At 63.1% G+C, this 21,552-nt stretch carries 25 protein-coding genes and 2 tRNA genes; 24 read left to right on the top strand and 3 right to left on the bottom strand.

The features are described 5' to 3' along the window. The first annotated feature begins 2 nt into the window (after window positions 1-2). Genes O4H31_RS11680 through O4H31_RS11710 form a run of 7 tightly spaced genes read left to right on the top strand, consistent with a single transcriptional unit; the run spans window position 3 to window position 5,466 of the window. Window positions 3-764 carry a thiazole synthase gene (locus O4H31_RS11680; RefSeq protein ID WP_269345955.1) on the top strand — a complete coding sequence of 254 codons (762 nt, stop codon included), beginning with the start codon at window positions 3-5 and terminating at the stop codon, window positions 762-764. Beyond that, window positions 761-1,357, top strand: coding sequence for a thiamine phosphate synthase (locus tag O4H31_RS11685; protein ID WP_269345957.1), 597 nt, complete (start codon window positions 761-763; stop codon window positions 1,355-1,357). Before O4H31_RS11680 ends, O4H31_RS11685 begins: the two co-directional genes overlap by 4 nt. Further along, window positions 1,354-2,316: a HesA/MoeB/ThiF family protein gene (locus tag O4H31_RS11690; protein WP_269345959.1), complete on the top strand. Its 963-nt coding sequence runs from the start codon at window positions 1,354-1,356 to the stop codon at window positions 2,314-2,316. Before O4H31_RS11685 ends, O4H31_RS11690 begins: the two co-directional genes overlap by 4 nt. A 36-nt stretch (window positions 2,317-2,352) precedes the next feature. Then, the gene (locus O4H31_RS11695) at window positions 2,353-3,300 is read left to right on the top strand and encodes an ABC transporter substrate-binding protein (protein ID WP_269345961.1); all 948 of its coding nucleotides are present in this window, start codon (window positions 2,353-2,355) and stop codon (window positions 3,298-3,300) included. Beyond that, entirely contained in the window at window positions 3,297-3,980 is a 684-nt protein-coding gene (locus tag O4H31_RS11700; protein ID WP_269345963.1) for a TenA family protein, read from the top strand. Before O4H31_RS11695 ends, O4H31_RS11700 begins: the two co-directional genes overlap by 4 nt. After that, window positions 3,977-4,714 (top strand): ABC transporter ATP-binding protein, encoded by a 738-nt coding sequence (locus O4H31_RS11705; RefSeq protein WP_269345965.1) that lies wholly within the window; start codon window positions 3,977-3,979, stop codon window positions 4,712-4,714. The genes O4H31_RS11700 and O4H31_RS11705 overlap by 4 nt, the downstream gene beginning before the upstream one ends. Further along, the gene (locus tag O4H31_RS11710) at window positions 4,714-5,466 is read left to right on the top strand and encodes an ABC transporter permease (protein ID WP_269345966.1); all 753 of its coding nucleotides are present in this window, start codon (window positions 4,714-4,716) and stop codon (window positions 5,464-5,466) included. The genes O4H31_RS11705 and O4H31_RS11710 overlap by 1 nt, the downstream gene beginning before the upstream one ends. Before the next feature lie 21 nt (window positions 5,467-5,487). Here O4H31_RS11710 and O4H31_RS11715 read toward each other — a convergent pair. After that, window positions 5,488-5,577: transfer RNA gene (locus O4H31_RS11715), tRNA-Ser, on the bottom strand. Between the two features lie 248 nt (window positions 5,578-5,825). Between O4H31_RS11715 and O4H31_RS11720 the strand changes: the two genes are divergently transcribed. The 7 genes from O4H31_RS11720 to O4H31_RS11750 all read left to right on the top strand — a co-directional run bounded on the left by O4H31_RS11720 (window position 5,826) and on the right by O4H31_RS11750 (window position 12,383). Beyond that, entirely contained in the window at window positions 5,826-6,743 is a 918-nt protein-coding gene (locus O4H31_RS11720; RefSeq protein WP_269345967.1) for an SPOR domain-containing protein, read from the top strand. A gap of 22 nt (window positions 6,744-6,765) precedes the next feature. Beyond that, a complete protein-coding gene (locus tag O4H31_RS11725) occupies window positions 6,766-7,956 on the top strand; it encodes a D-alanyl-D-alanine carboxypeptidase family protein (RefSeq protein ID WP_269345968.1) in 1,191 nt (396 codons plus the stop codon). 5 nt (window positions 7,957-7,961) lie between these two features. Then, on the top strand, window positions 7,962-8,597 hold the full coding sequence (gene tmk, locus O4H31_RS11730; RefSeq protein WP_269346343.1) for a dTMP kinase: 636 nt from the start codon (window positions 7,962-7,964) through the stop codon (window positions 8,595-8,597). 52 nt (window positions 8,598-8,649) lie between these two features. Beyond that, on the top strand, window positions 8,650-9,762 hold the full coding sequence (locus O4H31_RS11735; RefSeq protein ID WP_269345970.1) for a DNA polymerase III subunit delta': 1,113 nt from the start codon (window positions 8,650-8,652) through the stop codon (window positions 9,760-9,762). 13 nt (window positions 9,763-9,775) lie between these two features. Then, window positions 9,776-10,582, top strand: a complete 807-nt coding sequence (locus tag O4H31_RS11740) for a TatD family hydrolase (RefSeq protein ID WP_269345972.1) — start codon at window positions 9,776-9,778, stop codon at window positions 10,580-10,582. Then, the gene (locus O4H31_RS11745) at window positions 10,582-11,391 is read left to right on the top strand and encodes an MBL fold metallo-hydrolase (protein WP_269345974.1); all 810 of its coding nucleotides are present in this window, start codon (window positions 10,582-10,584) and stop codon (window positions 11,389-11,391) included. Before O4H31_RS11740 ends, O4H31_RS11745 begins: the two co-directional genes overlap by 1 nt. A 62-nt stretch (window positions 11,392-11,453) precedes the next feature. Next, window positions 11,454-12,383 (top strand): AEC family transporter, encoded by a 930-nt coding sequence (locus O4H31_RS11750; protein ID WP_269345976.1) that lies wholly within the window; start codon window positions 11,454-11,456, stop codon window positions 12,381-12,383. 50 nt (window positions 12,384-12,433) lie between these two features. Here O4H31_RS11750 and O4H31_RS11755 read toward each other — a convergent pair. Further along, a tRNA-Leu gene (locus O4H31_RS11755) sits at window positions 12,434-12,517 on the bottom strand. 134 nt (window positions 12,518-12,651) lie between these two features. Here O4H31_RS11755 and O4H31_RS11760 point away from each other — a divergent pair. Further along, window positions 12,652-13,173, top strand: a complete 522-nt coding sequence (locus O4H31_RS11760) for a Hint domain-containing protein (protein ID WP_067939494.1) — start codon at window positions 12,652-12,654, stop codon at window positions 13,171-13,173. Here O4H31_RS11760 and O4H31_RS11765 read toward each other — a convergent pair. Then, window positions 13,170-14,024 carry an NAD(P)H-hydrate dehydratase gene (locus O4H31_RS11765; RefSeq protein WP_269345980.1) on the bottom strand — a complete coding sequence of 285 codons (855 nt, stop codon included), beginning with the start codon at window positions 14,022-14,024 and terminating at the stop codon, window positions 13,170-13,172. The genes O4H31_RS11760 and O4H31_RS11765 overlap by 4 nt on opposite strands. Window positions 14,025-14,235: 211 nt before the next feature. On the opposite strand from O4H31_RS11765, the gene O4H31_RS11770 reads away from it, so the two are divergent. The 9 genes from O4H31_RS11770 to O4H31_RS11810 all read left to right on the top strand — a co-directional run bounded on the left by O4H31_RS11770 (window position 14,236) and on the right by O4H31_RS11810 (window position 21,541). Further along, complete coding sequence (locus tag O4H31_RS11770; protein WP_067266338.1) at window positions 14,236-14,574, top strand: P-II family nitrogen regulator; 339 nt, start codon at window positions 14,236-14,238, stop codon at window positions 14,572-14,574. Window positions 14,575-14,623: 49 nt separating this feature from the next. Continuing rightward, on the top strand, window positions 14,624-16,030 hold the full coding sequence (gene glnA / locus O4H31_RS11775) for a type I glutamate--ammonia ligase (RefSeq protein WP_269345984.1): 1,407 nt from the start codon (window positions 14,624-14,626) through the stop codon (window positions 16,028-16,030). 138 nt (window positions 16,031-16,168) lie between these two features. Beyond that, window positions 16,169-16,759 (top strand): exopolysaccharide biosynthesis protein, encoded by a 591-nt coding sequence (locus tag O4H31_RS11780; protein WP_269345986.1) that lies wholly within the window; start codon window positions 16,169-16,171, stop codon window positions 16,757-16,759. Window positions 16,760-16,842: 83 nt separating this feature from the next. Next, window positions 16,843-17,073 carry a hypothetical protein gene (locus O4H31_RS11785; protein ID WP_269345987.1) on the top strand — a complete coding sequence of 77 codons (231 nt, stop codon included), beginning with the start codon at window positions 16,843-16,845 and terminating at the stop codon, window positions 17,071-17,073. A 96-nt stretch (window positions 17,074-17,169) separates the two neighbouring features. Next, a complete protein-coding gene (locus O4H31_RS11790) occupies window positions 17,170-17,970 on the top strand; it encodes a lytic murein transglycosylase (protein WP_067625783.1) in 801 nt (266 codons plus the stop codon). Between the two features lie 283 nt (window positions 17,971-18,253). Next, window positions 18,254-18,859, top strand: coding sequence for a hypothetical protein (locus tag O4H31_RS11795; protein ID WP_269345989.1), 606 nt, complete (start codon window positions 18,254-18,256; stop codon window positions 18,857-18,859). Then, on the top strand, window positions 18,856-19,254 hold the full coding sequence (locus O4H31_RS11800; RefSeq protein ID WP_067623525.1) for a phage holin family protein: 399 nt from the start codon (window positions 18,856-18,858) through the stop codon (window positions 19,252-19,254). Before O4H31_RS11795 ends, O4H31_RS11800 begins: the two co-directional genes overlap by 4 nt. Next, entirely contained in the window at window positions 19,244-20,515 is a 1,272-nt protein-coding gene (locus O4H31_RS11805; RefSeq protein ID WP_269345991.1) for a DUF3618 domain-containing protein, read from the top strand. The genes O4H31_RS11800 and O4H31_RS11805 overlap by 11 nt, the downstream gene beginning before the upstream one ends. Before the next feature lie 78 nt (window positions 20,516-20,593). Further along, window positions 20,594-21,541, top strand: coding sequence for a YihY/virulence factor BrkB family protein (locus O4H31_RS11810; RefSeq protein WP_269345993.1), 948 nt, complete (start codon window positions 20,594-20,596; stop codon window positions 21,539-21,541). Window positions 21,542-21,552: the final 11 nt, after the last annotated feature.

Below are 21,552 nucleotides of genomic sequence, written 5' to 3' on the forward strand. Positions count from 1 at the left end.
CGATGCGCGACTTTTACGGCGTTTCTCTGCCCCTGCCGCTAATGCTGGGCACCGCACGCTACCCCTCGCCCGCGGTGATGGAGGCCGCCTTTCGCCAAAGCGCCGCCCCGGTCGCAACCGTTTCGCTGCGCCGCGAACAGGGCGCGGGTCAGGCGTTTTGGGACATGGTGCGCGGGCTTGGCGTGCATCTGCTGCCCAACACCGCCGGCTGCCATTCCGCACGCGAGGCGATCACCACGGCACAGATGGCGCGAGAGTATTTCGGGACCAATTGGATCAAGCTTGAGGTCATCGGCCATGCCGACACGCTGCAACCTGACCCCTTCGGGCTCGTCGAGGCTGCCGAGGCGCTTTGCGCCGATGGGTTCGAGGTCTTTCCCTACACCACCGAAGATCAGGTGCTAGCTGCGCGGCTGGTCGATGCGGGCTGCCGGGTGCTGATGCCTTGGGGCGCGCCGATTGGGTCGGGGCTGGGGCTGAACAATCTCCACGGGCTGCGCAGCCTGAGGGCGGCATTTCCCGATGTGGCGATGGTGATTGATGCGGGGCTTGGCCTGCCCAGCCATGCTGCCCAGGCGCTTGAGATGGGGTTTGACGCGGTGCTTTTGAACACCGCCGTGGCCGAGGCCCGCGACCCCGCCGCTATGGCCGAAGCCTTCGCGCTGGCCTGCCGCGCGGGCGCGCTTGCCGCTGCCTCCGGCCCCATGGGCCAGCGTGACATGGCCGTGCCCTCCACCCCCGTCATCGGAAAGGCTTGGCTATGAGCTTGCCGCGTTTTTATCCCGTTTTTGACAGTGCTGCATGGGTCGCGCAGGCGGTGCCCTTGGGCGTGAAGCTGGTGCAGTTGCGTATCAAGGATGCGTCCGAAGAGGTGCTGCGCGATGAGATCACCACCGCGCTCGACCTCTGCCGCCAACACGGCGCGCTGCTGGTGGTGAATGACCATTGGGAATTGGCGATCGAACTGGGGGCCGACTGGCTGCATCTGGGCCAAGAGGATCTGGACACAGCCGACATCCCCGCGATCCGCCGCGCGGGGCTGAAACTGGGCCTCTCCACCCATGACCACGCCGAACTTGACCGCGCGCTGGCTCTCGCCCCCGACTACATCGCCCTCGGCCCCGTCTATCCGACGATCCTGAAAAAGATGAAATGGACCGAACAGGGCCTCGATAGGCTGACCGAATGGAAGGCGCGGATCGGGGATATCCCGCTTTGCGCTATTGGCGGCATGTCGGTCGCCCGCGCGCCGGGGGCCTTTGCCGCCGGGGCCGACACGGTGGCGGCGGTCACGGATATCACGCTGAACGCAGACCCCGAGGCGCGAATGCGCGAATGGCTTGAGGTGACGGCATGAGCCGCTACGCCCGGCAGACCATTCTGCCGCAGGTCGGTGCCGAGGGGCAGGAACGGCTTGCTGCGGCGCATGTGCTGGTTGTTGGTGCCGGAGCGCTGGCGGTGCCGGTGCTGCAATACCTCGTCGGGGCCGGTGTTGGGCAGATCACGTTGGTCGATGGCGATGTGGTGGCCGAGAGCAATCTACATCGACAGCCGCTCTACCGGATGGATGATATTGGCAGGTCCAAGGTCAAGGCCGCCGCCGAGGCGATGGCGGCGCTGAACCCCGAGGTGACGGTTACGCCCTGCGCTGAATGGCTTACCCCCGCCAATGCGCCCGCATTGCTCGCGGAATGCGATATCGCCCTCGACTGCGCGGATACGTTCGCCGCCAGCCTGACGCTTTCGGATGGGGCCTTGGCACAGGGCAAACCGCTGATCTCGGCGTCGGCGCTTGGGCTGTCGGGCTATGTCGGCGGCTTCTGTGGACCGGCCGCCTCCCTCCGCGCGGTTTTCCCGGACCTGCCGCAAACGGCAGCCACCTGTGCCACGGCGGGCGTCTTGGGCCCCGTGGTGGGGATGATCGGCGCGGCGCAGGCGCAGATGGCGCTTTCAGTGCTGCTGGGGCTGTCGCCTTCTCCGCTCGGGCAGCTGATGATCTGGGACGCTGCACAATGGCGGATGTCGGGCTTTCGCTTTGACAGCGCACTCGAACCTGCGTCGCCCGTGCGCTTCATTGCCGAGAGCCAGATCGCCCCGCGCGATATGGTCATCGACCTGCGCGCCGAAGCGCCCGCGCCCTTCTCAGCTCAAGCGCGCCATGTCCCCCCCGAGGCGCTGCCGGACCTGCTGCTGCCGCCCCACACACCGCGCATCGTGCTCGCCTGCCGCACCGGCCTGCGCGCGCATCACGCGGCCAACACCCTCCGCGCCCGCTGGCCGGGAGAGATCGCCCTGCTGGCCCTGCCCGGTGCCTGACCCTTTCTTGAACAAAACCACACAATGGAGCCTTTCGTGAAACACATCCTTACTCCCCTCGCCCTGACATTGATCGCCGCCCCGGCCTCGGCCCAAGACAAGATGACCGTCATGCTGGATTGGTTTATCAACCCCGACCACGGGCCGATCATTCTGGCCGAGGAAAAGGGCTATTTCACCGATGCTGGGCTGGAGGTTGAACTGATCTCTCCCGCCGACCCGAACGATCCGCCACGCATGGTGGCGGCAGGCCGGGTCGATCTGGCGGTCTCCTACCAGCCGGAACTGCATCTGGCCCAGCGCGAAGGGTTGGACCTGCGCCGCGTCGGCACCTTGGTCGAGACCCCGCTCACCTGCCTCGTGGTGCGCGCCGATGGGCCGGTCAAAGAGATGGCAGACCTCAAGGGCCGGAAAGTGGGTTTCGCCGTGGCAGGCGTGCAAGAGATGCTGTTGGACGCGATGCTGAACCACCATGGCGTGGCCCCCTCTGAGGTTGAGCAGATCAATATCGGCTGGTCGATCTCGCCCGCGCTCATGTCGGGTCAGGTCGACGGCGTGATCGGTGCGTTCCGCAATTTCGAGTTGAACCAAATGCAGATCGAAGGCCATGAGGGCCGTTGCTTTTACCCCGAGGCCGAAGGCGTGCCCGCCTATGACGAGTTGATCTATGTCGCCCATGCCGAGGATATGGACCGCGAGATGATCGCGCGCTTCCTGCGTGCCACTGAACGTGCCGCGGCCGATATCGTCAACGATCCGGGTGCCAGCGGCGAGACCTTTTTTGCCTCCAATGCCGAGTTGCGCAACGAGCTGAACACCCGCGCATGGGAAGACACATGGCCGCGTTTCGCCACCCGCCCCGCCGCCGTGGATCACGGGCGCTATGACCGGTTCGAGGCTTTCATGCAGAAAAGCGGTGTGGTCGAGACCGTGATCTCCGCCGCTGATCTGGTGGTCGATGTCACCGCGCAGGCCAAGCCATGACGGCACCCGACTACGGCGATGCCTTTGCCGCATGGCGCAGCGGCGCCGGAGAGGCGTGGCAGGACTACACCCGCCATGCCTTTGTCGAAGAGCTGCGCGCGGGGTCCCTGCCACAGGCCAGCTATCTGCACTATCTACGGCAGGACTATGTGTTTCTGATCCATTTCGCCCGCGCATGGGCGCTGGCCGCAGCCAAGGCGGAAACGCTGGATGAGATGGCCGCAGCCAGTGCCACGGTCCATGCGCTGGTTCATGTAGAGATGCCATTGCATGTGGAAACCTGTGCGCGACAAGGCATCGACCGCGCCACGCTTGAGGCCACGGCAGAGGCACCGGGCAACCTTGCCTATACGCGCTATGTGTTAGAGGCAGGCTATTCCGGTGATTTCCTTGATCTGATGGCCGCGCTTGCGCCCTGTGTGTTGGGCTATGGTGAGATTGGGCTGAGCCTTCGGGGCAATGATGGCCCCTATGGTGATTGGTGCGCCGTCTATGGCGGCGAAGATTACCAAGCGCTTTGCCGGGATGTTGGTGCTTTGATCGACGGCGCAGTGCGGCGACGTCTGGGCGCGGATTGGGAAACAGTGCCGCGCGCCAAAACCCTGCAAGAGCGTTTCAATACCGCGACCCGGCTTGAGGTTGGTTTCTGGGGCATGGCGCTCGCGCCCGCCGCACCATGACGGCGCCTGCGATCCATCTGTCGGGTGCGCTTCAGGGGGCCGCTGCCGCGCTAATCGACAGCTTTGATCTCACCCTCAGGGCGGGGCAATGGAACGTGCTGCTCGGCCCCTCCGGCGTTGGGAAAACGTCGCTGTTGCGCCTTCTGGCGGGCCTGCCCTCTACCGCTCGCCTAAACGGGCGCATAACTGCTGATGACGATCGGCCCCTCGCGCCCCGTGTCGCGATGATGGCGCAGGATGACCAGTTGCTGCCATGGGCGAGCGCCATGGAGAATGTCACCATCCCCGCCCGCCTGCGTGGAGAGCGCGCGGTTCCTGACCGCGCCACTGCGCTTTTGGCCGATGTGGGCCTCGCCGCCGAAGGGGACCGCAAACCCGCCGAGCTTTCCGCCGGTCAGCGCCAGCGCGTCGCCCTTGCGCGTACCCTCTACGAAAATCGCTCGGTTGTCCTACTGGATGAACCCTTCTCTGCCCTCGACGTGGTGACCCGCCTTAGAATGCAAGATTTGGCGGCGCGGCTGCTTTGCGGGCGGACTGTCGTGCTGATTACCCATGACCCTGCCGAAGCCCTACGGCTGGCCGATCATGCATGGATCGTGAGCCGCCAAGGGATCACGCCCTGCAGCCTGCCCGAAGCGCATCCACCACGCGAGATCGACGCGCCTGAAACCCTCGCGGCCCAAGCGGATCTCCTCCGCCGGATGGGGCTGGCCGCACCCGCGCAGGTCGCCTGATGGCGCATGTGGGGCATAGACTATGGCGCGGCGCGGTATGCTTTGCGCTTGCTCTGGCGATTTGGCAGCTTGTGGTCACCCTCAGCGAGGTGCCGCGTTTCATCCTGCCGGGACCATGGCTTGTCGTGCAGGCGCTGGGCGCGAATGCCGCGCTGCTGTGGCAGAATGCGCTGTGGTCGGCGGGCAATCTGGCACTTGGGTTGGGCGTGGGGATTTTTCTGGGCATTGAGACAGCGCTGCTGCTGACCCTTTCGCGCCGCGCGCGCTGGCTGCTGCGCCCGATGCTGGTGGTGGCCCAAGCCGTGCCTGTCTTCGCCCTCGCCCCGGTCATCACCCTCTGGCTTGGCTACGGCATGCCGTCCAAAATCGTCACCATCGCGCTTGTCACCTATTTCCCCATCGCCTCTGCCCTCTTCGACCGGCTGATGGCGCTGCCTGCGGGCCTTGGCGATCTGTCGCGTCTCTCTGGCGCCAACCGTTGGCGCGAGACGCTGCTGCTGCGCCTGCCCCATGCGGTGCCCGGCCTGATCTCGGGCCTGCGCCTCGCGGTGGTGTACGGCCCCCTCGCCGTGCTGATCGGCGAATGGGTCGGATCCTCCCGCGGCTTGGGGCATCTGATGCTGATGGCCAATGGCCGCGGCCAAACCGCTCTGATGTTCGCGGCGTTGATCGTGCTGGCGGCGCTGTCGCTGGTGCTCTGGTCCGCGGTCGAAGCGCTCGCCCGCTGGGCGGCACGGCGGTATTATATGTGAGGGGCAGCGCGGTGGATGCGGTGGCGGAGGAGGTGGGATTCGAACCCACGGTACGCTCTCACGCACGCCGGTTTTCAAGACCGGTGCATTCGACCACTCTGCCACTCCTCCGCAGCACGCTCCTCCTAGTGCGCCCTGATTGATTCGGCAAATGCACATTTTCGCGGCCAGACCCCTGCTGCCCTTTGGGGAAATTCGCCGATCTGCCCTGCGCGGTCTTTTCAAGGGCCGCTCGGTCGGGTTACTCTGCGCCAAAGCCCCTTTCAGGGGGGGCGAAGGGCGTGCCGATCCAACGGTGCGACATTCTCGCGGGACATGGGTCGCGGCGCGCGACGACAGCAGGCAAGGACATCGAAGGCATGAGCAGGGACAATCAACCGTTGCGCATCAAGAAAAGCCGCGCAGCGGGCTTGGGCGTGGGCATTCTGGCGCTTGGTTTGCTGGCTGGCTGTGAAGGCGGCGATTTCAAACTTCCCTTTGGCGCGAATGAGGGTGCCAGCGCTCCGCGCAGCACCTCGACCAAACTGGTCGAGCGCGATGTCGAAGCGCCTGAGGTGTTCTCGGCCACGGATGAGGGTCTGTGGGATGGTCGCCCCTCGCTTGGCGGGGTCTGGGTCGCGCATCCAGACGTGACCGAACCTGAGCGCGTGATCGTGCGCAATGAGGCGAACGGCAAATTCGTGATCGGCGCGCTGTTCCGCCGTGAGCGGGAACTGCCCGGCCCGAAATTGCAGATTTCCTCGGACGCTGCCGCGGCACTTGGCATTCTGGCGGGCGCTCCGGCGCCGCTCAACGTAACCGCGTTGCGCCGCGAGGAAAGCGCCGCCTCTGAGGAGAGCTTTGAGGCGGAAAACACCGGCGATGCTGCGGGCACGCTTGCCGCCCCTGCCCCCGTGACGGCCACGGCGTTGGAGCCTGCCGCGACGGCGTCGGCCAGTACAGCGGCCAATTCTGCGGCCAGCGCCACAGCCAGCACCACCCCGGCGGCCAAACCGCCAGTCGCCGCAGCCCCGAAACCGGCGCGAACGGCGAGCGGTGCCAAACTGTCCAAACCCTTCGTGCAACTGGGAATCTTCAGCGTTGAGGCCAATGCCACCCGCACCGCCAAACAGATGCGCGGCGCGGGCATGGTGCCCACCGTCAAGCAAAGCGCGATCAACAACAAACCCTTCTGGCGCGTGGTGATCGGCCCCGCCACCAGCCAATCCGAACTCGACGCCCTTCTCAAGAAGGTCAAGGCTGAGGGCTTTACCGACGCCTATGCCGTGTCGAACTGACAAACCGGAGGAAATGCTTCCTATGATCCGCCTTTTTGCCGCCGCCGTGGCGCTGGTGCTGACGCTCCAGCCTGCCGCCGCCTTCGATACCCGCGCCACCGCCGCCTATGTGCTGGACCAGACCACCGGCACCGTGCTGCTGGCCAAAAACGCGGATGAGCCGCTGCCGCCAGCCTCGATGTCCAAACTGATGACGCTCTACATGGCCTTTGAGGCTGTGGAACGCGGCAAGCAGAACGGCGGGCTCGACCTTGTCGAAAAACTGCCCGTGTCGGAACATGCCATGTCCTATGGCGGCTCGACCATGTTTCTCGACACCACCGACCGCGTCTCTGTCGAAGACCTGATCCGGGGCATTATCGTGCTCTCGGGCAACGACGCCTCTGCCGTGATCGCCGAGGCGCTGAGCCCCGATGGCACGGAATACGGATTTGCACGGCTGATGACACAGCGCGCACAGCAGATGGGGATGACCAACTCGACCTTCGCCAACTCCAACGGTTGGCCGCAGGCGGGGCATCTGATGTCCGTGCGTGACCTCGGTCTGCTGGCGAACCGGATCATCTCGGACTACCCGCAGTTCTACCCGCTCTTTGCCGAGCGCGAGTTCGCCTTTGATGGCCGCGCGCCACAGAACAAGAGCAATCGCAACCCACTGCTGGGTCTCGGCATCGGCGCGGATGGGCTGAAGACCGGGCACACCAATGAAGCGGGCTATGGTCTTGTTGGCTCTGCCAAACAGGGCGACCGCCGGGTGATCTTTGTGCTCTCGGGCCTCGACAGCGCAGCCGCCCGTGCACAAGAGGCTGAATCGGTGGTCAACTGGGCCTTCCGTCAGTTCACACAGCGCGATCTGGGCGCGGCGGGCAGCCGTATTGCCGAGGCGCCTGTGGCCCTTGGCACGACCCAATCGGTCGGGCTGGAACTGAAGGACGATCTGTCGATGCTCGTGCCCGTCACCGGCGGGGATGAGATCGAGGCCGAAGTGATCTATACCGGCCCGTTCCAAGCGCCAATCAGCAAGGGCGACGAATTGGGCGAGTTGGTAATCGATCGGGGCGAATTGCCAGCCATGCGCGTGCCGCTGGTGGCTTCCGCCTCCATCTCGCCGGGTGGCTTCATGGTCAAGATGACCGCCGCCGCAATGCATCTGATGAACCGCCTCAACGCGGGGCCGCAGGCCGCCCCCGAAGTGGAAGCGGAAGCTTCGTGACGACTATAGAAAAGGCCCGCACGCCGGGTCTGTTTGTCACCTTTGAAGGCATTGACGGGTCCGGCAAATCCACCCAAGCGCGGCTTTTGGCAGACCATCTGACAGCGCAGGGCCATGATGTGGTGCTGACCCGCGAACCAGGCGGCAGCGCGGGGGCCGAGGAAATCCGCGCGCTGGTGTTGCAAGGCGATCCGGACCGCTGGTCGGCCCAAACCGAAATTCTGCTGTTCACCGCCGCGCGGCGCGACCATCTGGAGCGGACCATTCGCCCCGCGCTGGAGGCTGGCAAGATCGTGATTTGCGACCGCTTTGCCGACAGCACAAGGATGTATCAGGGCCTCTCGCGGGGTGATTTGCGGCAGATGGTAGATGATCTGCATGCGCTGATGATCGGTGTGGAGCCTGATCTAACCATCCTGATCGACATGGACCCGGCAAACGGTCTCGAACGCGCCTTGTCGCGCCAGACAGCAGAAGAACGTTTCGAGGATTTCGGCGTCGAGCTTCAGGCGAAGATGCGGGCGGGTTTTCTCAGCCTTGCCGAGGAATTCAGCGACCGTTTCCATGTAATAGACGGTGGCCGCGATATTGACAGCGTGGCACGCGATGTGACCGCAAGAGTTACGGCGCGATTGGGCTGATCCACGCGCCCTGCCCGCTTCCCTCTGCGGCGAAACATGCTAGACCGAGACCATGACAGACGACGCCCCCCAGCCAGACCGTGTGGAAGGTGCCCGCCACCCGCGCGACACGCCGAACCTGATCGGCCAAAGCGCAGCCGAGGCTGCCTTTCTCGACGCCTTTAACAGTGGCAAGTTGCACCACGCTTGGATGCTGACCGGCCCGCGCGGTGTAGGCAAGGCGACACTGGCATGGCGCATCGCACGGTTCCTTTTGGCCACGCCCGACCCCGATGGCGGCATGTTCGATTTGCCCCCGGCTGACACGCTTGAGATCGACCCCGAGCATCCTGTCGCCCGCCGTGTGGCCGCCGGCGCCGAAGCGGGGCTGAAATCCGTCACCCGCACGCTGAACCCCGATACCAAGAAGATGCGCAAGCAGATCGTCGTCGATGACATCCGCGCTTTGAACGGCTTCTTCCAGATGTCCGCCGCCGACGGGGGCCGCCGTGTGGTCATCATCGACGACGCGGATGAGATGAACCCCAACGCCGCCAATGCGCTTCTTAAGATGCTCGAAGAACCGCCAGAGCGCGCAATTCTGCTGCTGCTGAGCCATCAACCTTCCAGCCTGTTGCCCACCATTCGCTCGCGTTGCCGTACGCTGCGGCTTGGCACGCTCGACGCGGACCAGATGGCCGAGGCGCTAGCCGGCTCGGGTGTCGAGGTCGAAGGCGACCCCGGAGCGCTGGCCGAGCTGTCCGGCGGCTCTGTCGGTGGGGCGCTGCGCCTATCGCTGATGGGCGGGGTCAAGACCTATGCCGATCTTGTGGGGCTGATCTCTTCGCTGCCGCAACTCGACCGAGGCCGTGCCATCAAACTGGCCGAAGCCGCAGCACAGCGTGGGGCCGAGGCCAAGCTCGACCTGCTCTTTACCCTGCTCGACCTGCTGCTGGTGCGTCTGGCACGCACCGGGGCCACCGGTGCGCCGCCCGCGCGCGCCGCCTGCCCCGATGAGATCGCCGTGCTGCAGCGCCTTTCGCCCAGCCCTGCACAGGGCCGCGCTTGGGCCGATGCCGCGCAACAGATATCCGACCGCGCCCGTCACGGGCTGGCAGTGAACCTTGACCCTGCCGCGCTGGTCCTAGATACCCTGCGGCAAATAGGCCAGACGGCGCCGCGATAGCCGAAAGGACAGCATGACCGACACGCCCCACATCACCGACAGCCATTGTCACCTCGATTTCGAGAGCCTTGCCGCAGACCTGCCCGGCGTCATCGCCCGAGCAGGTGAAGCTGGCGTCACACGGATGGTCACCATCTGCACCCGGCTGAAGAACGAGCCGAGCGTCCGGGCCATCGCCGAAGCGCATGATCCGGTTTTCTACGCTGCAGGCACCCACCCGATGTCCGCTGCCGAAGAGCCTCTGACTTCCGTCGACGAACTGCTCTCCCTGACCCAGCACCCCAAGATGGTCGGCATCGGAGAGACCGGCCTTGATTACCACTACACCGCTGAAAGTGCCGAGGTGCAAAAGACCTCCCTGCGGATCCATATCGCCGCAGCGCGGGAAAGTGGCCTGCCGTTGATCATTCACGCCCGCGACGCGGATGACGACATGGCCCGCATCCTGCGCGAGGAACATGCGCAAGGTGCCTATTCCTGTGTCATGCATTGCTTCTCCTCCTCGGCTGAGCTGGCCCGCGCGGCGCTTGATCTGGGATTCTACCTGTCGATGTCCGGCATCACCGCCTTCCCCAAGTCGCAGGATCTGCGCGACATTTTCGCCGCCGCCCCGCTCGACCGTATTCTGGTGGAAACCGACGCGCCCTATCTCGCCCCGCCGCCGCATCGCGGCAAGCCGAATGAGCCCGCCTTCACCGCCCATACCGCCCGCCGCGGGGCTAAGACCTTCGGCCTCGACTACGCCGATTTCGCGGCCCGCACGCAGGCGAATTTCGAGCGTCTCTTTACGAAAGCCGCCGCTTGGGAGCCCGCGCGCTGATGGCTGACTTGCGGGTGACCATATTGGGCTGCGGCTCTTCTGGCGGTGTCCCGCGCATCGGCGACCACTGGGGCGCTTGCGACCCGAATGAGCCCAAAAACGCCCGCCGCCGCTGTTCGATCCTTGTCGAGCGGGTGACGGATACGGGCACAACCACCGTTCTGATCGACACCTCCCCCGACATGCGCAGCCAACTTCTCGACGCGGGCGTCGGGCGGCTTGATGCGGTGATCTACACCCATGCCCATGCGGACCACGTGCACGGGCTGGATGACCTGCGCATGGTGGTGATGAACATGCGCGCGCGCCTGCCGGTCTGGGCCGATGCGCCCACGCGGGACGCGCTGATCGAACGGTTCGGCTATGCCTTTGTGCAACCCGAATGGTCCAGTTATCCGCCCATCCTCGACATGCATGACATCACCGGCGAGGTCAGCATCGACGGCCCCGGCGGCACGCTAAAATTCACACCCTTCACCGTCACCCACGGCAATATCGACGCGCTTGGCTTTCGCTTTGACGATATCGTCTATTTGCCCGACGTCTCGGCCATTCCCGAGGAATGCTGGCCGATGATGGACAACCTGCGCTGCTGGATCGTCGATGCGCTGCGCCGTGACCCGCACCCAACCCATAGCCATTTGGCACAGACGTTGGAGTGGATCGCCCGCGTGGCCCCACAAACCGCCGTTCTGACCAATATGCACAACGATCTTGATTACCACACCGTCACCGCAGAGACCCCGGATCATATTCAACCGGCCTATGACGGGCTGACCCTTCATTTCCCCCTTCTCCATTCAGATTAGGCAACGCCGGGCGCGGGCCTAAGGGTCGGCGCCCCGCCGCGCCCCCAAAAGGCCCCTTTTAAGTGCAAACTCTTTTAGATGTTATTCTGCCGGTCTTTCTGGTCATCGGCTTTGGTTACGTGGCGGTCTGGCGCGGGCTGTTCCCCGTCTCTGGCATCGACGGGGTGATGAAATTCACCCAGAATTTCGCCATCCCCTGCCTGTTGTTCCAAGCCATTGCCCGCATTGACCTTTCCAGCAGCTATGATCCGCGTCTCTTAGGCAGTTTCTACGGCGGTGCGGCGCTGTGCTTTGCGCTTGGTATCCTTGGTGCGCGGGTGCTCTTCCGCCGCGATTGGGAGGACAGTGTGGCAATCGGGTTTTGTTGCCTGTTTTCGAACTCGATCCTCTTGGGCCTGCCGATCACCGAACGGGCTTACGGGCCCGAGGCGCTGGCCGGGAACTATGCGATCCTGTCGTTCCACGCGCCCTTTTGCTACGGTTTGGGCATCACGGTGATGGAATTCGTGCGCAACCGCGGGCAATCGGGCCTGTCGCTGTTGCGCAATGTCAGCCGCGCGATGTTCCGCAACGCGCTGGTGATTGCGATTCTTGGTGGATTTGCCGTCAACCTCAGCGGCTTGCCGATCCCCGGCGTGGTGGATGACGCGCTATCCTTGATCGTCCGGGCCGCCCTGCCTGCCGCCCTCTTTGCGCTTGGCGGGGTGCTGCTGCAATACAAGCCCGAAGGCGACATGAAAGCGATCCTCATGGTCTGCGCCATCGCCCTTTTGGTGCATCCCGCGCTGGTCTGGAGCTTTGGCACCATGTTTGACCTGCCGCAGGCAGGATTTCGGTCCGGCGTGCTGACGGCGGCCATGGCACCGGGGTTTAACGCCTATATTTTTGCCAATATGTACGGCCGCGCCCGCCGTGTCGCGGCAAGCTCGGTGCTGATCGCGACGGGCAGTTCGATCTTGACGGTATGGCTTTGGTTGACGGTTCTGGGCTGAACGAAAGCGACCGAGAGAAGCCTTCAATACCCGTCATTTAGAAGGGGAAGTGGTGCGGGTGAAGGGACTCGAACCCCCACGCCATAGGCGCCAGAACCTAAATCTGGTGCGTCTACCAATTCCGCCACACCCGCACTGCACCAACCGGTGCCCGCGCTGATTAGCAAACCCGCGCGGCAGATGCGAGAGCAAAAAAGCACAAGACATTAACCAGATGTTTGCATATGGTTGGTGATACCTGAGGCAGGTACAATAGAAAGAGACGCCCATGAAACCGAATACGGTCGGGTGCGTAGGCGACAATGATCGCCATGGGGGGCAGTTTTCCCCATTTGCTGCGCTGGACACCGGTCTTGTGCAGGGCGCCCTTATTCTGACGCTGGACGGTGAAATCCCGGTTGAGTTCCTCTCGGTCGGGGATCGGGTCATCACGCGCGACAGTGGCTTTGCCAAAATCCTTCATATTCAACGCACGACCCGCAAGGTGCGGCGCATCGCGCTGGCGGCAGGATCGCTGGGCCACACGCGGCCCGAACGCGATGTTCAACTCGCCGGGGATCAGATGCTGCTGGTGCGCGATTGGCGCGCGCGGGCGCTTTTCAACTCCGAACGCGCTTTGGTCGCAGCGCGCGCATTGGTTGACGAGGAATTCATCACCGATCTGGGTGAGGAAGAGACGACGTTGATCCAGATTTTCTGCAACGGCCCGCATATCATCTATGCCGATGGGCTGGAGCTTGGCACCGCCGACGCCGCCCGCGCCCGCGGCGCGGTGCTGCACGCCGCTTAAACCCCTAAGTCGCGCAACACCTGTGGCATCAGGTCCGGCAGGTCCTCAGCAATCAGCCCCGGCCCGTGCTGCAACGCCGCCTGCGCATGCATCCATGTGGCGAGGGTGGCCGCCTCTACCGGTGCGATCCCCCGCGCGAGCAGGCCGGTAATAAGCCCCGCCAAGACATCGCCCGCCCCCGCAGTGGCCAGCCACGGCGTCGCGCGGTCTTGGGTCGCACGGTGACGCCGCAGGTCCCCCTCAGGCGTGGCGATGATCGTCTCGGGCCCTTTTAGCAAGACCACGCACCCAAATCGCGCGGCTGCATACCGGCTGGCCTGCGCTTTGGCACCCTGCCCCTCAGCCGTGGCGGCCTCCGCCAGATCGGGAGCGAGCCGGGCGAACTCTCCCATATGGGGGGTTAAAACGCAGCCGGGATGAAGGGCGGCGCGCAGATCAGCGTCTTGTGACAGCAGGGTAATCGCATCGGCGTCCAGAACAACTTGGGGCGCGGCAAGGGCGGCCTTGACCATTTCCGCCGCACGCGCGCCCAATCCCAAGGCGGGACCAAGACAAAGCGCGTTGATCCGGCTGTCTTTCAACGCCTCCGACAACGCCGCGCCATCCGGCACTCTTTGCAGCATGATCGCCGTGACCTGCATTGCCGTTTCTAGCTGCGCCGCTGGCGGCACGCCCAATGTCACCGCCCCGGCGCCGATCCTCAGCGCCGCGCGCGCCGCCATCCGTGCGGCACCGGTCTGGCCCGGCCCGCCGGACAGGATCAACGCATGGCCATGGTCGTATTTATGCCCCGGCTGCTTGCGCAACAGTGCAACATCAAGCCTCTCGCGGGTGATCTCGGAAATGGTCATGCATAGGGTTCTAGCAAGCACCACACGAAGGTACAGTCCGAGTCCGATTCATCACCGCCTATTTTTTAGGCGTATCGCCCAAATTCTCAGCGCCCCTTGGCAAATGCATCCGCCGCGCCATGTTACCCCCTGCCCGGCGCTGGACGTTACGCGGGCAGGATGCTCTGTCGAAACCAGAGCATAAATGCGCGGGAATTGTCAGGGGAATACCATGAAAAAGATCGAAGCCATCATCAAGCCGTTCAAACTCGACGAAGTCAAAGAAGCCCTTCAAGATGTGGGCGTTCAAGGCCTCAGCGTGATTGAAGTAAAAGGCTTCGGCCGTCAGAAAGGCCACACCGAACTCTACCGTGGTGCGGAATATGTCGTAGATTTCCTTCCCAAAGTGAAGGTGGAAGTGGTATTGGATGACGATCAGGTCGATGCCGCTATTGAGGCCATCGTCGACGCCGCCAAAACGGAGAAAATCGGTGACGGCAAAATCTTCGTTTCCCCTGTAGAACAAACAATTCGCATCCGTACCGGTGAATCCGGTTCAGACGCACTTTGACATCGGCCTTCGGGCCCAGACTACGAATAGACCATAAAGGACCTACACGATGGATACCCAGGAATTCCTGAGCAAAATCAAAGATGAAGGCATCGAATATGTCGACATCCGCTTCACTGACACCCGCGGCGCCTTGCAGCACGTTACCATCGTAAGCGATCTGGTCGACGAAGATTTCCTCGAAGAAGGCTTCATGTTCGACGGCTCGTCCATCGCAGGTTGGAAAAGCATCGAAGCCTCCGACATGAAGCTGATGCCCGACGTCAGCACCGCCTATGTCGACCCCTTCTATGCAGAAACCACAATCTGTCTGCATTGCTCCATCGCCGAGCCCGACACCGGCGAAAGCTATGAGCGTGACCCCCGCGGCACCGCCGAAAAAGCCGAAGCCTATCTGCGCTCCTCCGGCATCGGCGACAATGCCTACTTTGGCCCCGAGGCCGAGTTCTTCCTGTTCGACAACGTCAAGTTTTCGAACCAGATCAACAAAGTATCTTACGAAGTTGACGCATCCGACGGCTCGTGGAACTCCGACACGGACTATGAAATGGGCAACATGGGCCACCGCCCGGGCCTCAAGGGCGGCTACTTCCCGGTGAACCCCGTGGACGAAGCCCAAGACCTGCGCGCCGAGATGCTTTCGACGATGAAGCGCCTTGGCATGAAGGTCGACAAGCACCACCACGAAGTTGCGTCCTGCCAGCACGAACTGGGTCTGATCTTTGGTGAGTTGACCGAACAGGGGGACGAAATCCAGAAATACAAATACGTGGTCCACAACGTGGCCCATGCCTATGGCAAGTCGGCCACCTTCATGCCTAAGCCGATCTTTGGCGACAACGGCTCTGGTATGCACGTCAACATGTCGATCTGGAAAGATGGCAAGCCGCTGTTTGCGGGCGACAAATACGCCGATCTCAGCCAAGAAGCGCTGTGGTTCATCGGCGGCATTCTGACCCACGCCAAATCGCTTAACGCCTTCACCAACCCGACGACCAACAGCTACAAGCGTCTGATCCCGGGTTTTGAAGCCCCCGTTCTGCGCGCCTATTCCGCGCGCAACCGGTCGGGCTGCGTGCGTATCCCATGGACCGAAAGCCCCAAAGCCAAGCGCGTTGAGGCCCGTTTCCCCGATCCGGCGGCGAACCCCTATCTGGCCTTCTCGGCCCTCTTGATGGCTGGCCTTGACGGCATCAAGAACAAGATCGATCCGGGCGAGGCGATGGATAAGAACCTCTATGACCTGCCCGCAGAAGAGCTGGCGGACATCCCGACAGTGGCCGGCTCGCTGCGCGAAGCGCTGGACGAACTGTCCAAGGACATGGACTACCTGCTGGCCGGTGACGTGTTCACCCGCGACCAGATCGACGGCTATATCGGGCTGAAGATGGAAGAGGTTCTGAAATTCGAACAGACCCCACACCCCGTCGAATTCGGCATGTACTACAGTTGCTGATCCAGCCCCGCCCTGCCGGGCGGTTGGAGAATTTAGAAAGGGCGCGGTTCATTCCGCGCCCTTTTGCATAGAGCACCCCGGAACAGAGCTTCCCGTGCCGCGTTGGCTTGGCAGAGCAGTGAGAGAGGGGTGCGCATCATGGCCGATGATTCAACGGCGCTTACGGATGTTGTTGACGAGCTGAAAGACGCCTCCAAGGGGAAAGACACCGTTGAAGTCGGCCAGTTGATCGACGCGCTAGACCAACGGGGCTACGGCCCTGCCCTTGCTGTCATTCCGCTGATGGAGCTTACCCCCTTGGGCGGCATTCCCGGCTTCCCAACCGTATTGGCGCTGTTGGTGGGCATTCTCGCGTTGCGTCTGCTGTTGGGCTATGAGCATTTTTGGGCCCCGAACTGGCTGCGCGAACGATCTCTGAAATCCGAAAAGGTGTTAAAGTCGGTTGAGTGGCTGCGGCCCGTGTCCGAATGGATCGACGACAAGTTGCATGCCCGGCTGTCCCGCTTTGCGGGCCCCACCGGTCAGAAGGTCGCCTGTGTCGTCATCCTCTGCCTCTGCTTCTCCGTCCCGCCGCTTGAAGTGGTGCCCTTTGCCACCTCGGCCCCGATGATCGTGATCTCAATCTTCGGGCTGGCACTGCTCTACCGTGACGGCCTGCTGATGTTGCTGGCCTTTATCGGGGCGGGTATCGCGGGATTTGCGGGCGCGTCCTATTTTCTGGGCGGCTGACCGCAACCCGCCCCACCATCGCCATAAAAGGGCCACAGGACCTAAGCAATCTTTAACGAGACCCTGCAAAGGAAGCAGATAAGATGGCGATTTCCACGACGACTTTCAGCGAGCGGCTGACCCGCATCGAACAGCGCGCAAGACGCGCGGACGGCAAGCACCGCCGCGCCAAACGCAGCCGAAAAGGGCTGATGTTTCTGGTGTCCCTCGGTCTGCTGTTCGGCGGGGCGAGTTTTGCCCAAGATAGCGCCCCGCAGGTCAATGCTTGGGCAGGCACCGCGATCGAATATATCCGCGCCCTGCTGCCGCGCTAAGGGTCAAAGATTTTACCTTTCCTTCTTCAACTCAGTTGAACCGTTGTCCATATGGGCTAACCTCTGATCGGCACACAGACGCAGAGGGTCAAACTCATGTTCAAATCACTATTCACCACCACCGCGGCCATCTGCACCTTTATGGCCGCGCCCGCATTGGCAGCCCAATGCGGGAATACGGCCAATGGCTTTGAGGCCTGGAAAGGCGCATTCGCCCAAGAGGCCCGCGCCGCCGGAGTAGGCCAGCGCGGATTGGATGCCTTGGCCAGCGCCCGCTACGCCAATGGGACTATCGCCGCTGACCGGAACCAGAAATCCTTTAAGTATTCCTTGTCCAAGTTCATGCAGGTGCGTGGCGCGGATACGATCGTGGCCCAAGGTCGCAAGCGCAAAGCCCGCAGCGCGGGGCTCTTTAACGCGCTTGAGCAACGCTATGGCGTGCCCGCCGGGGTTTTGCTGGCGATCCACGGGATGGAAACGGGCTTTGGCGGATTTATGGGCAATAGCGCGGTCGTCTCGGCGATCACCACGCTGGCCTATGATTGCCGCCGCTCCGACTTTTTCGTGCCCCATGCCATCGGTGCCCTGAAGCTGGTGGACCGCGGCGCGATCACGCCCAACACCCAAGGCGCGAAACACGGTGAGCTTGGCCACACCCAATTCCTGCCCGGCAACGCGCTGACCTATGGTGTCGATGGCAATGGTGACGGCCGCGTAGATTTCTACAACGAAGTCGACGCGCTCGCCTCGACCGCCAATTTCCTGCGCCAGAAAGGCTGGCAGCCGGGGGCTGGCTATCAGGAGGGGCAGCCGAACTTCCGCGTCATTCAGGCGTGGAACGCGGCGGGTGTCTATCAAAAGGCCATCGCCATCATGGCCAGCCGCATCGACGGCTAAGAACCACTTAACCTTTGTTAAGCCGCGGCGCGTCCCCTTGGGGCGCGCCGCTTGCGTTTGTGGGCTCGGCGGGCCTCTGAGCCCGTTTAATTCCCACAGGTCAACGGGTTCCCTGCAATCTTTTGGCCCGTCTGGGGAACCGCCCGCAGCGTCAGTCGTTGGACTGTAGATAAGATAATTACTGCAGACGAATGGAGGGACCCATGCACGGAATTTTCTACCTCATCGGCCTGATCGTGGTCGTTCTCGCGATCCTGAATCTCGTATTTTAAAGGAGGTCACCATGCCCGACGACAAAAACACACAGACCCAAAGCGCCGCCGCGAAAGAGCAGGCGACCGCTGCAAAAGACAAAGCCGCCGCTGCCGCCAGCAGTGCTGCCGAGAGCGCCAAGGCACAGGCCCGGGACGTGGCCGACACTGTATCCGCCGAAGCCACCAACTACGCCTACCAAGCGCGTGACACCGCCGCCGATGAAGTCAAAGGCGTCGCATCCGCACTGCGCACCGCAGCCGATGAGCTGCGCAGCGGCTCCCCGCAGGAGCGCAGCTTTAGCCAACTCGCCGATGGCCTTGCCGATGTTTCCGACACGATGCGCGACAAAGATCTGGGCGAAATGATGGGCGACCTCAATGGCTTTGCCAAGCGCAACCCGCTGGTCTTCCTCGGTGGCGCTGCCCTTCTGGGCTTTGTGGCGACCCGCTTTGCCAAAGCGTCCAGCGACCGGCCTCAAGGCGGCTATGGCGGCAGCGGCGTCGAATATGACGACGACGACCGTATCGACCGGCCCATGCCCGGCACGCCGCCCACAGGCGCCGCAAGCACCGTGCCCGGCCGCACCGCCGCACAGCCTGCCGCGCCCAACGTCGTAACAGGAGAGAAAGCATGACTACCGAAAGCAATAAATCCGCCGGGAGCCTGCTGACCGAAGCACTCTCCCACGTCAGTTCCCTGATGCGCAAAGAGGTCGATCTGGCCCGCGCTGAAGTGAACGAGAACCTGAAACATGCGGGCGTGGCCATTGGCCTGATCGTCGGCGCCGTGGTTGTGGCCCTCACTGCACTGAACGTGCTGAGCGCTGCCCTAGTTGCCGCGCTGACCGAAGCTGGCATCGCTGCTGGCTGGTCCGCCGTGATCGTCGGCGTTCTTCTGGCCATCGTCGCCTATGTGATGGTCCAGAAAGGCACCAATGATCTGAAACTCAGCAGCCTTGCGCCGACCCGCACCGCCAAAAACGTCAAGCGTGACGCAGCAACCATGAAGGAGGTCTACGATGACAAATGACTCCAGAAACCCCGAAGAAATTGAACGCGAAATCGAACGGGAGCGCGCCGGTCTGGCCGATACGCTGGACGATTTGCAAGACCGCTTCTCAGTCGAAGGCATCGCGCGACAGTTTTCTGACCAGTTCCGCGAACATGGCGGCGACTGGGGTCGCTCCATCTCTGACGCGGCCAAGCGCAACCCGGTTGCTCTGGCGCTGACAGGTGCTGGTCTGGCGTGGATGATGTTCGGCAGCGGCAACAGCCGTGACCGCCGTGGCTACGAAGGGCTGGACCGCGACCGCGCCCATCCCGTGCCGGTGCCGGTAACCAACACCGAAAACCGTCCTGCCGTGCGCGACGCAGGCCGCTCCTCCGCTCCCGCAAGCGCCTATGCGTCCAGCTATGGCTCCGAGCGTGGCGCAGGTGACAATGTGCCCGCATGGGCTCGTGACGTGCACCATGACGACGATGACAGCCGTGGCTTGGGCGACCGTGCCCGCTCTGCCGCTGGTAGCGTAAAGGGGGCCGCAGGCTCCGCCGCGAGTGGTGTGTCCGGTGCCGCAGGGTCCGCCGCCGGTAGCGTCAAAGGCGCTGCAAGCTCGGCTGCCGGTCGTGCCCGCTCTGCCGGGTCGTCGGTTGCCAGCGGTGCCCGCTATGCCCGTGACCGCGCGTCTTATGGTGCAAGCTCTGCCGTCGACAGCATCCGCAGCACCGCCAGTGGCGCCGCCCATAGCGTGCGTGACAGCGCCAATGCAGCCAACGAGCGCGCCCATGCGCTGCGCGATCGTCTGTCGGAAGGCACCGAAAGCATGACCGCAGAAGCGCGTGAGCGCATCGTGATGGCCCGTGCGCGTGCCGTGGATGCGTGGAATGCTGGTGGCCGCTATGCCCGTCAGGGCGGTGAGCGTGCCTCGGATATGTTCGAAGAGCATCCGATGGTCGCTGGCGCATTGGCCCTCGCAGTGGGTGCTGCCATCGGTGCCGCCCTACCCCGCAGCCGCACCGAAGACGTCTATCTGGGCGAGCACAGCGATGCGCTCTTTAGCGAAGCCGAGCGTATCTACGTGGAAGAGCGTGACAAGCTGAGCAAAGTGGCCAAGGCTGCAACGGATGAAGCAGGCAAAGTCTTGAAAGAGACGAAAGCTAACGCCGACGCCGCAGCCGACGAAGAGACCGCCGCCGACGCCGCCGTGAAAAAGGCCAAGGAAAGCGGTCAGCGCGTTGCTGATGCTGCCAAAAGCGAAGCCGACAAGCAAAAGCTCGGTGACGTAAAGAGCTAAGCGATACCATTGCCCGCTCCCAGCACCCCGGGGGTGGGCTCCTTTTTACGACAATAATTGCAAGTCAGAGGTACGATTATGGCGCGCGGACGTGAAGCGGAAACGCCGATGGAGATACCGGCCCCCGGATGGAAAGACATCCTGTTTCGGGTCAAGGATGAAATCGCCGCCGATCACGTGTCGCTCGTTGCCGCTGGTGTTGCCTTTTATGCGCTGCTGGCGATTTTTCCCGCTGTTACCGCGCTGATGGCGCTGGCCGGGCTGGTGATGGAGCCTGCACAGGTCACCGCCCAGCTCGAAGCGCTGACAAACCTCATCCCCAAAGAAGCCGCCACCATCATTCTTGATCAAGCCGTTGCTGTGACCGGGTCGGAAGAGACCGGGCTCGGCTGGGCCTTTCTCATCGGTCTGGGTCTTGCGCTCTATTCTGCCTCCAAGGGCGTTGGCAGCCTGATGGAAGGCCTCAACGTGGCCTATGATGAGAATGAAACCCGCGGTTTCGTCACCAAACTGATCTGGACACTGGGCCTCACCGTGATGCTGATCGGTGTGCTGCTCTTGGGTCTTGCCGCGACGCTGGCGGTGCCTGCGGTGGTGGCCTTCCTCGCCCTGCCTGATTGGATTGAAACATTGCTCACCTATGGCAGTTGGGTACTGCTGGCCGCGCTCACAACGCTCGCGCTGGCCGTGCTTTACCGCTATGGCCCCGCCCGCGACAATGCCGAATGGAAATGGCTCACCCCCGGCTCCGTTATCGCCTGCATCCTGTGGATCGTCGCCTCTGTCGGTTTTTCGATCTACGTCAGCAACTTCGGCAGCTATAACGAGAGCTTCGGCAGCATGGCCGGGGCGATCATCCTGCTGATGTGGCTTTGGATTTCGGCCTTCATTGTGCTCTTGGGGGCCGAGTTCAACTCCGAAATGGAAGCCCAGACCCGTAAGGACAGCACCACCGGTCCAGATGAGCCGATGGGCCACCGCGATGCGGTAAAGGCCGACAGGCTGGGCCGCGCCAAGGGTAAATAGGAGGAGATCCA

Origin of the sequence: Sulfitobacter dubius, assembly GCF_027214245.1 — a bacterium.
Classification (GTDB): Bacteria; Pseudomonadota; Alphaproteobacteria; order Rhodobacterales; family Rhodobacteraceae; genus Sulfitobacter; species Sulfitobacter dubius_A.

Bases quoted from the DNA above. Each gene is read 5' to 3' on its own strand.
- O4H31_RS11680 (WP_269345955.1), top strand. From the start codon at position 3: ATGCGCGACTTTTACGGCGTTTCTCTGCCCCTGCCGCTAATGCTGGGC.
- O4H31_RS11685 (WP_269345957.1), top strand. From the start codon at position 761: ATGAGCTTGCCGCGTTTTTATCCCGTTTTTGACAGTGCTGCATGGGTC.
- O4H31_RS11690 (WP_269345959.1), top strand. From the start codon at position 1,354: ATGAGCCGCTACGCCCGGCAGACCATTCTGCCGCAGGTCGGTGCCGAG.
- O4H31_RS11700 (WP_269345963.1), top strand. From the start codon at position 3,297: ATGACGGCACCCGACTACGGCGATGCCTTTGCCGCATGGCGCAGCGGC.
- O4H31_RS11705 (WP_269345965.1), top strand. From the start codon at position 3,977: ATGACGGCGCCTGCGATCCATCTGTCGGGTGCGCTTCAGGGGGCCGCT.
- O4H31_RS11710 (WP_269345966.1), top strand. From the start codon at position 4,714: ATGGCGCATGTGGGGCATAGACTATGGCGCGGCGCGGTATGCTTTGCG.
- O4H31_RS11720 (WP_269345967.1), top strand. From the start codon at position 5,826: ATGAGCAGGGACAATCAACCGTTGCGCATCAAGAAAAGCCGCGCAGCG.
- O4H31_RS11725 (WP_269345968.1), top strand. From the start codon at position 6,766: ATGATCCGCCTTTTTGCCGCCGCCGTGGCGCTGGTGCTGACGCTCCAG.
- O4H31_RS11735 (WP_269345970.1), top strand. From the start codon at position 8,650: ATGACAGACGACGCCCCCCAGCCAGACCGTGTGGAAGGTGCCCGCCAC.
- O4H31_RS11740 (WP_269345972.1), top strand. From the start codon at position 9,776: ATGACCGACACGCCCCACATCACCGACAGCCATTGTCACCTCGATTTC.
- O4H31_RS11745 (WP_269345974.1), top strand. From the start codon at position 10,582: ATGGCTGACTTGCGGGTGACCATATTGGGCTGCGGCTCTTCTGGCGGT.
- O4H31_RS11760 (WP_067939494.1), top strand. From the start codon at position 12,652: ATGAAACCGAATACGGTCGGGTGCGTAGGCGACAATGATCGCCATGGG.
- O4H31_RS11765 (WP_269345980.1), bottom strand. From the start codon at position 14,024: ATGACCATTTCCGAGATCACCCGCGAGAGGCTTGATGTTGCACTGTTG.
- O4H31_RS11770 (WP_067266338.1), top strand. From the start codon at position 14,236: ATGAAAAAGATCGAAGCCATCATCAAGCCGTTCAAACTCGACGAAGTC.
- glnA (WP_269345984.1), top strand. From the start codon at position 14,624: ATGGATACCCAGGAATTCCTGAGCAAAATCAAAGATGAAGGCATCGAA.
- O4H31_RS11780 (WP_269345986.1), top strand. From the start codon at position 16,169: ATGGCCGATGATTCAACGGCGCTTACGGATGTTGTTGACGAGCTGAAA.
- O4H31_RS11785 (WP_269345987.1), top strand. From the start codon at position 16,843: ATGGCGATTTCCACGACGACTTTCAGCGAGCGGCTGACCCGCATCGAA.
- O4H31_RS11790 (WP_067625783.1), top strand. From the start codon at position 17,170: ATGTTCAAATCACTATTCACCACCACCGCGGCCATCTGCACCTTTATG.
- O4H31_RS11795 (WP_269345989.1), top strand. From the start codon at position 18,254: ATGCCCGACGACAAAAACACACAGACCCAAAGCGCCGCCGCGAAAGAG.
- O4H31_RS11800 (WP_067623525.1), top strand. From the start codon at position 18,856: ATGACTACCGAAAGCAATAAATCCGCCGGGAGCCTGCTGACCGAAGCA.
- O4H31_RS11805 (WP_269345991.1), top strand. From the start codon at position 19,244: ATGACAAATGACTCCAGAAACCCCGAAGAAATTGAACGCGAAATCGAA.
- O4H31_RS11810 (WP_269345993.1), top strand. From the start codon at position 20,594: ATGGCGCGCGGACGTGAAGCGGAAACGCCGATGGAGATACCGGCCCCC.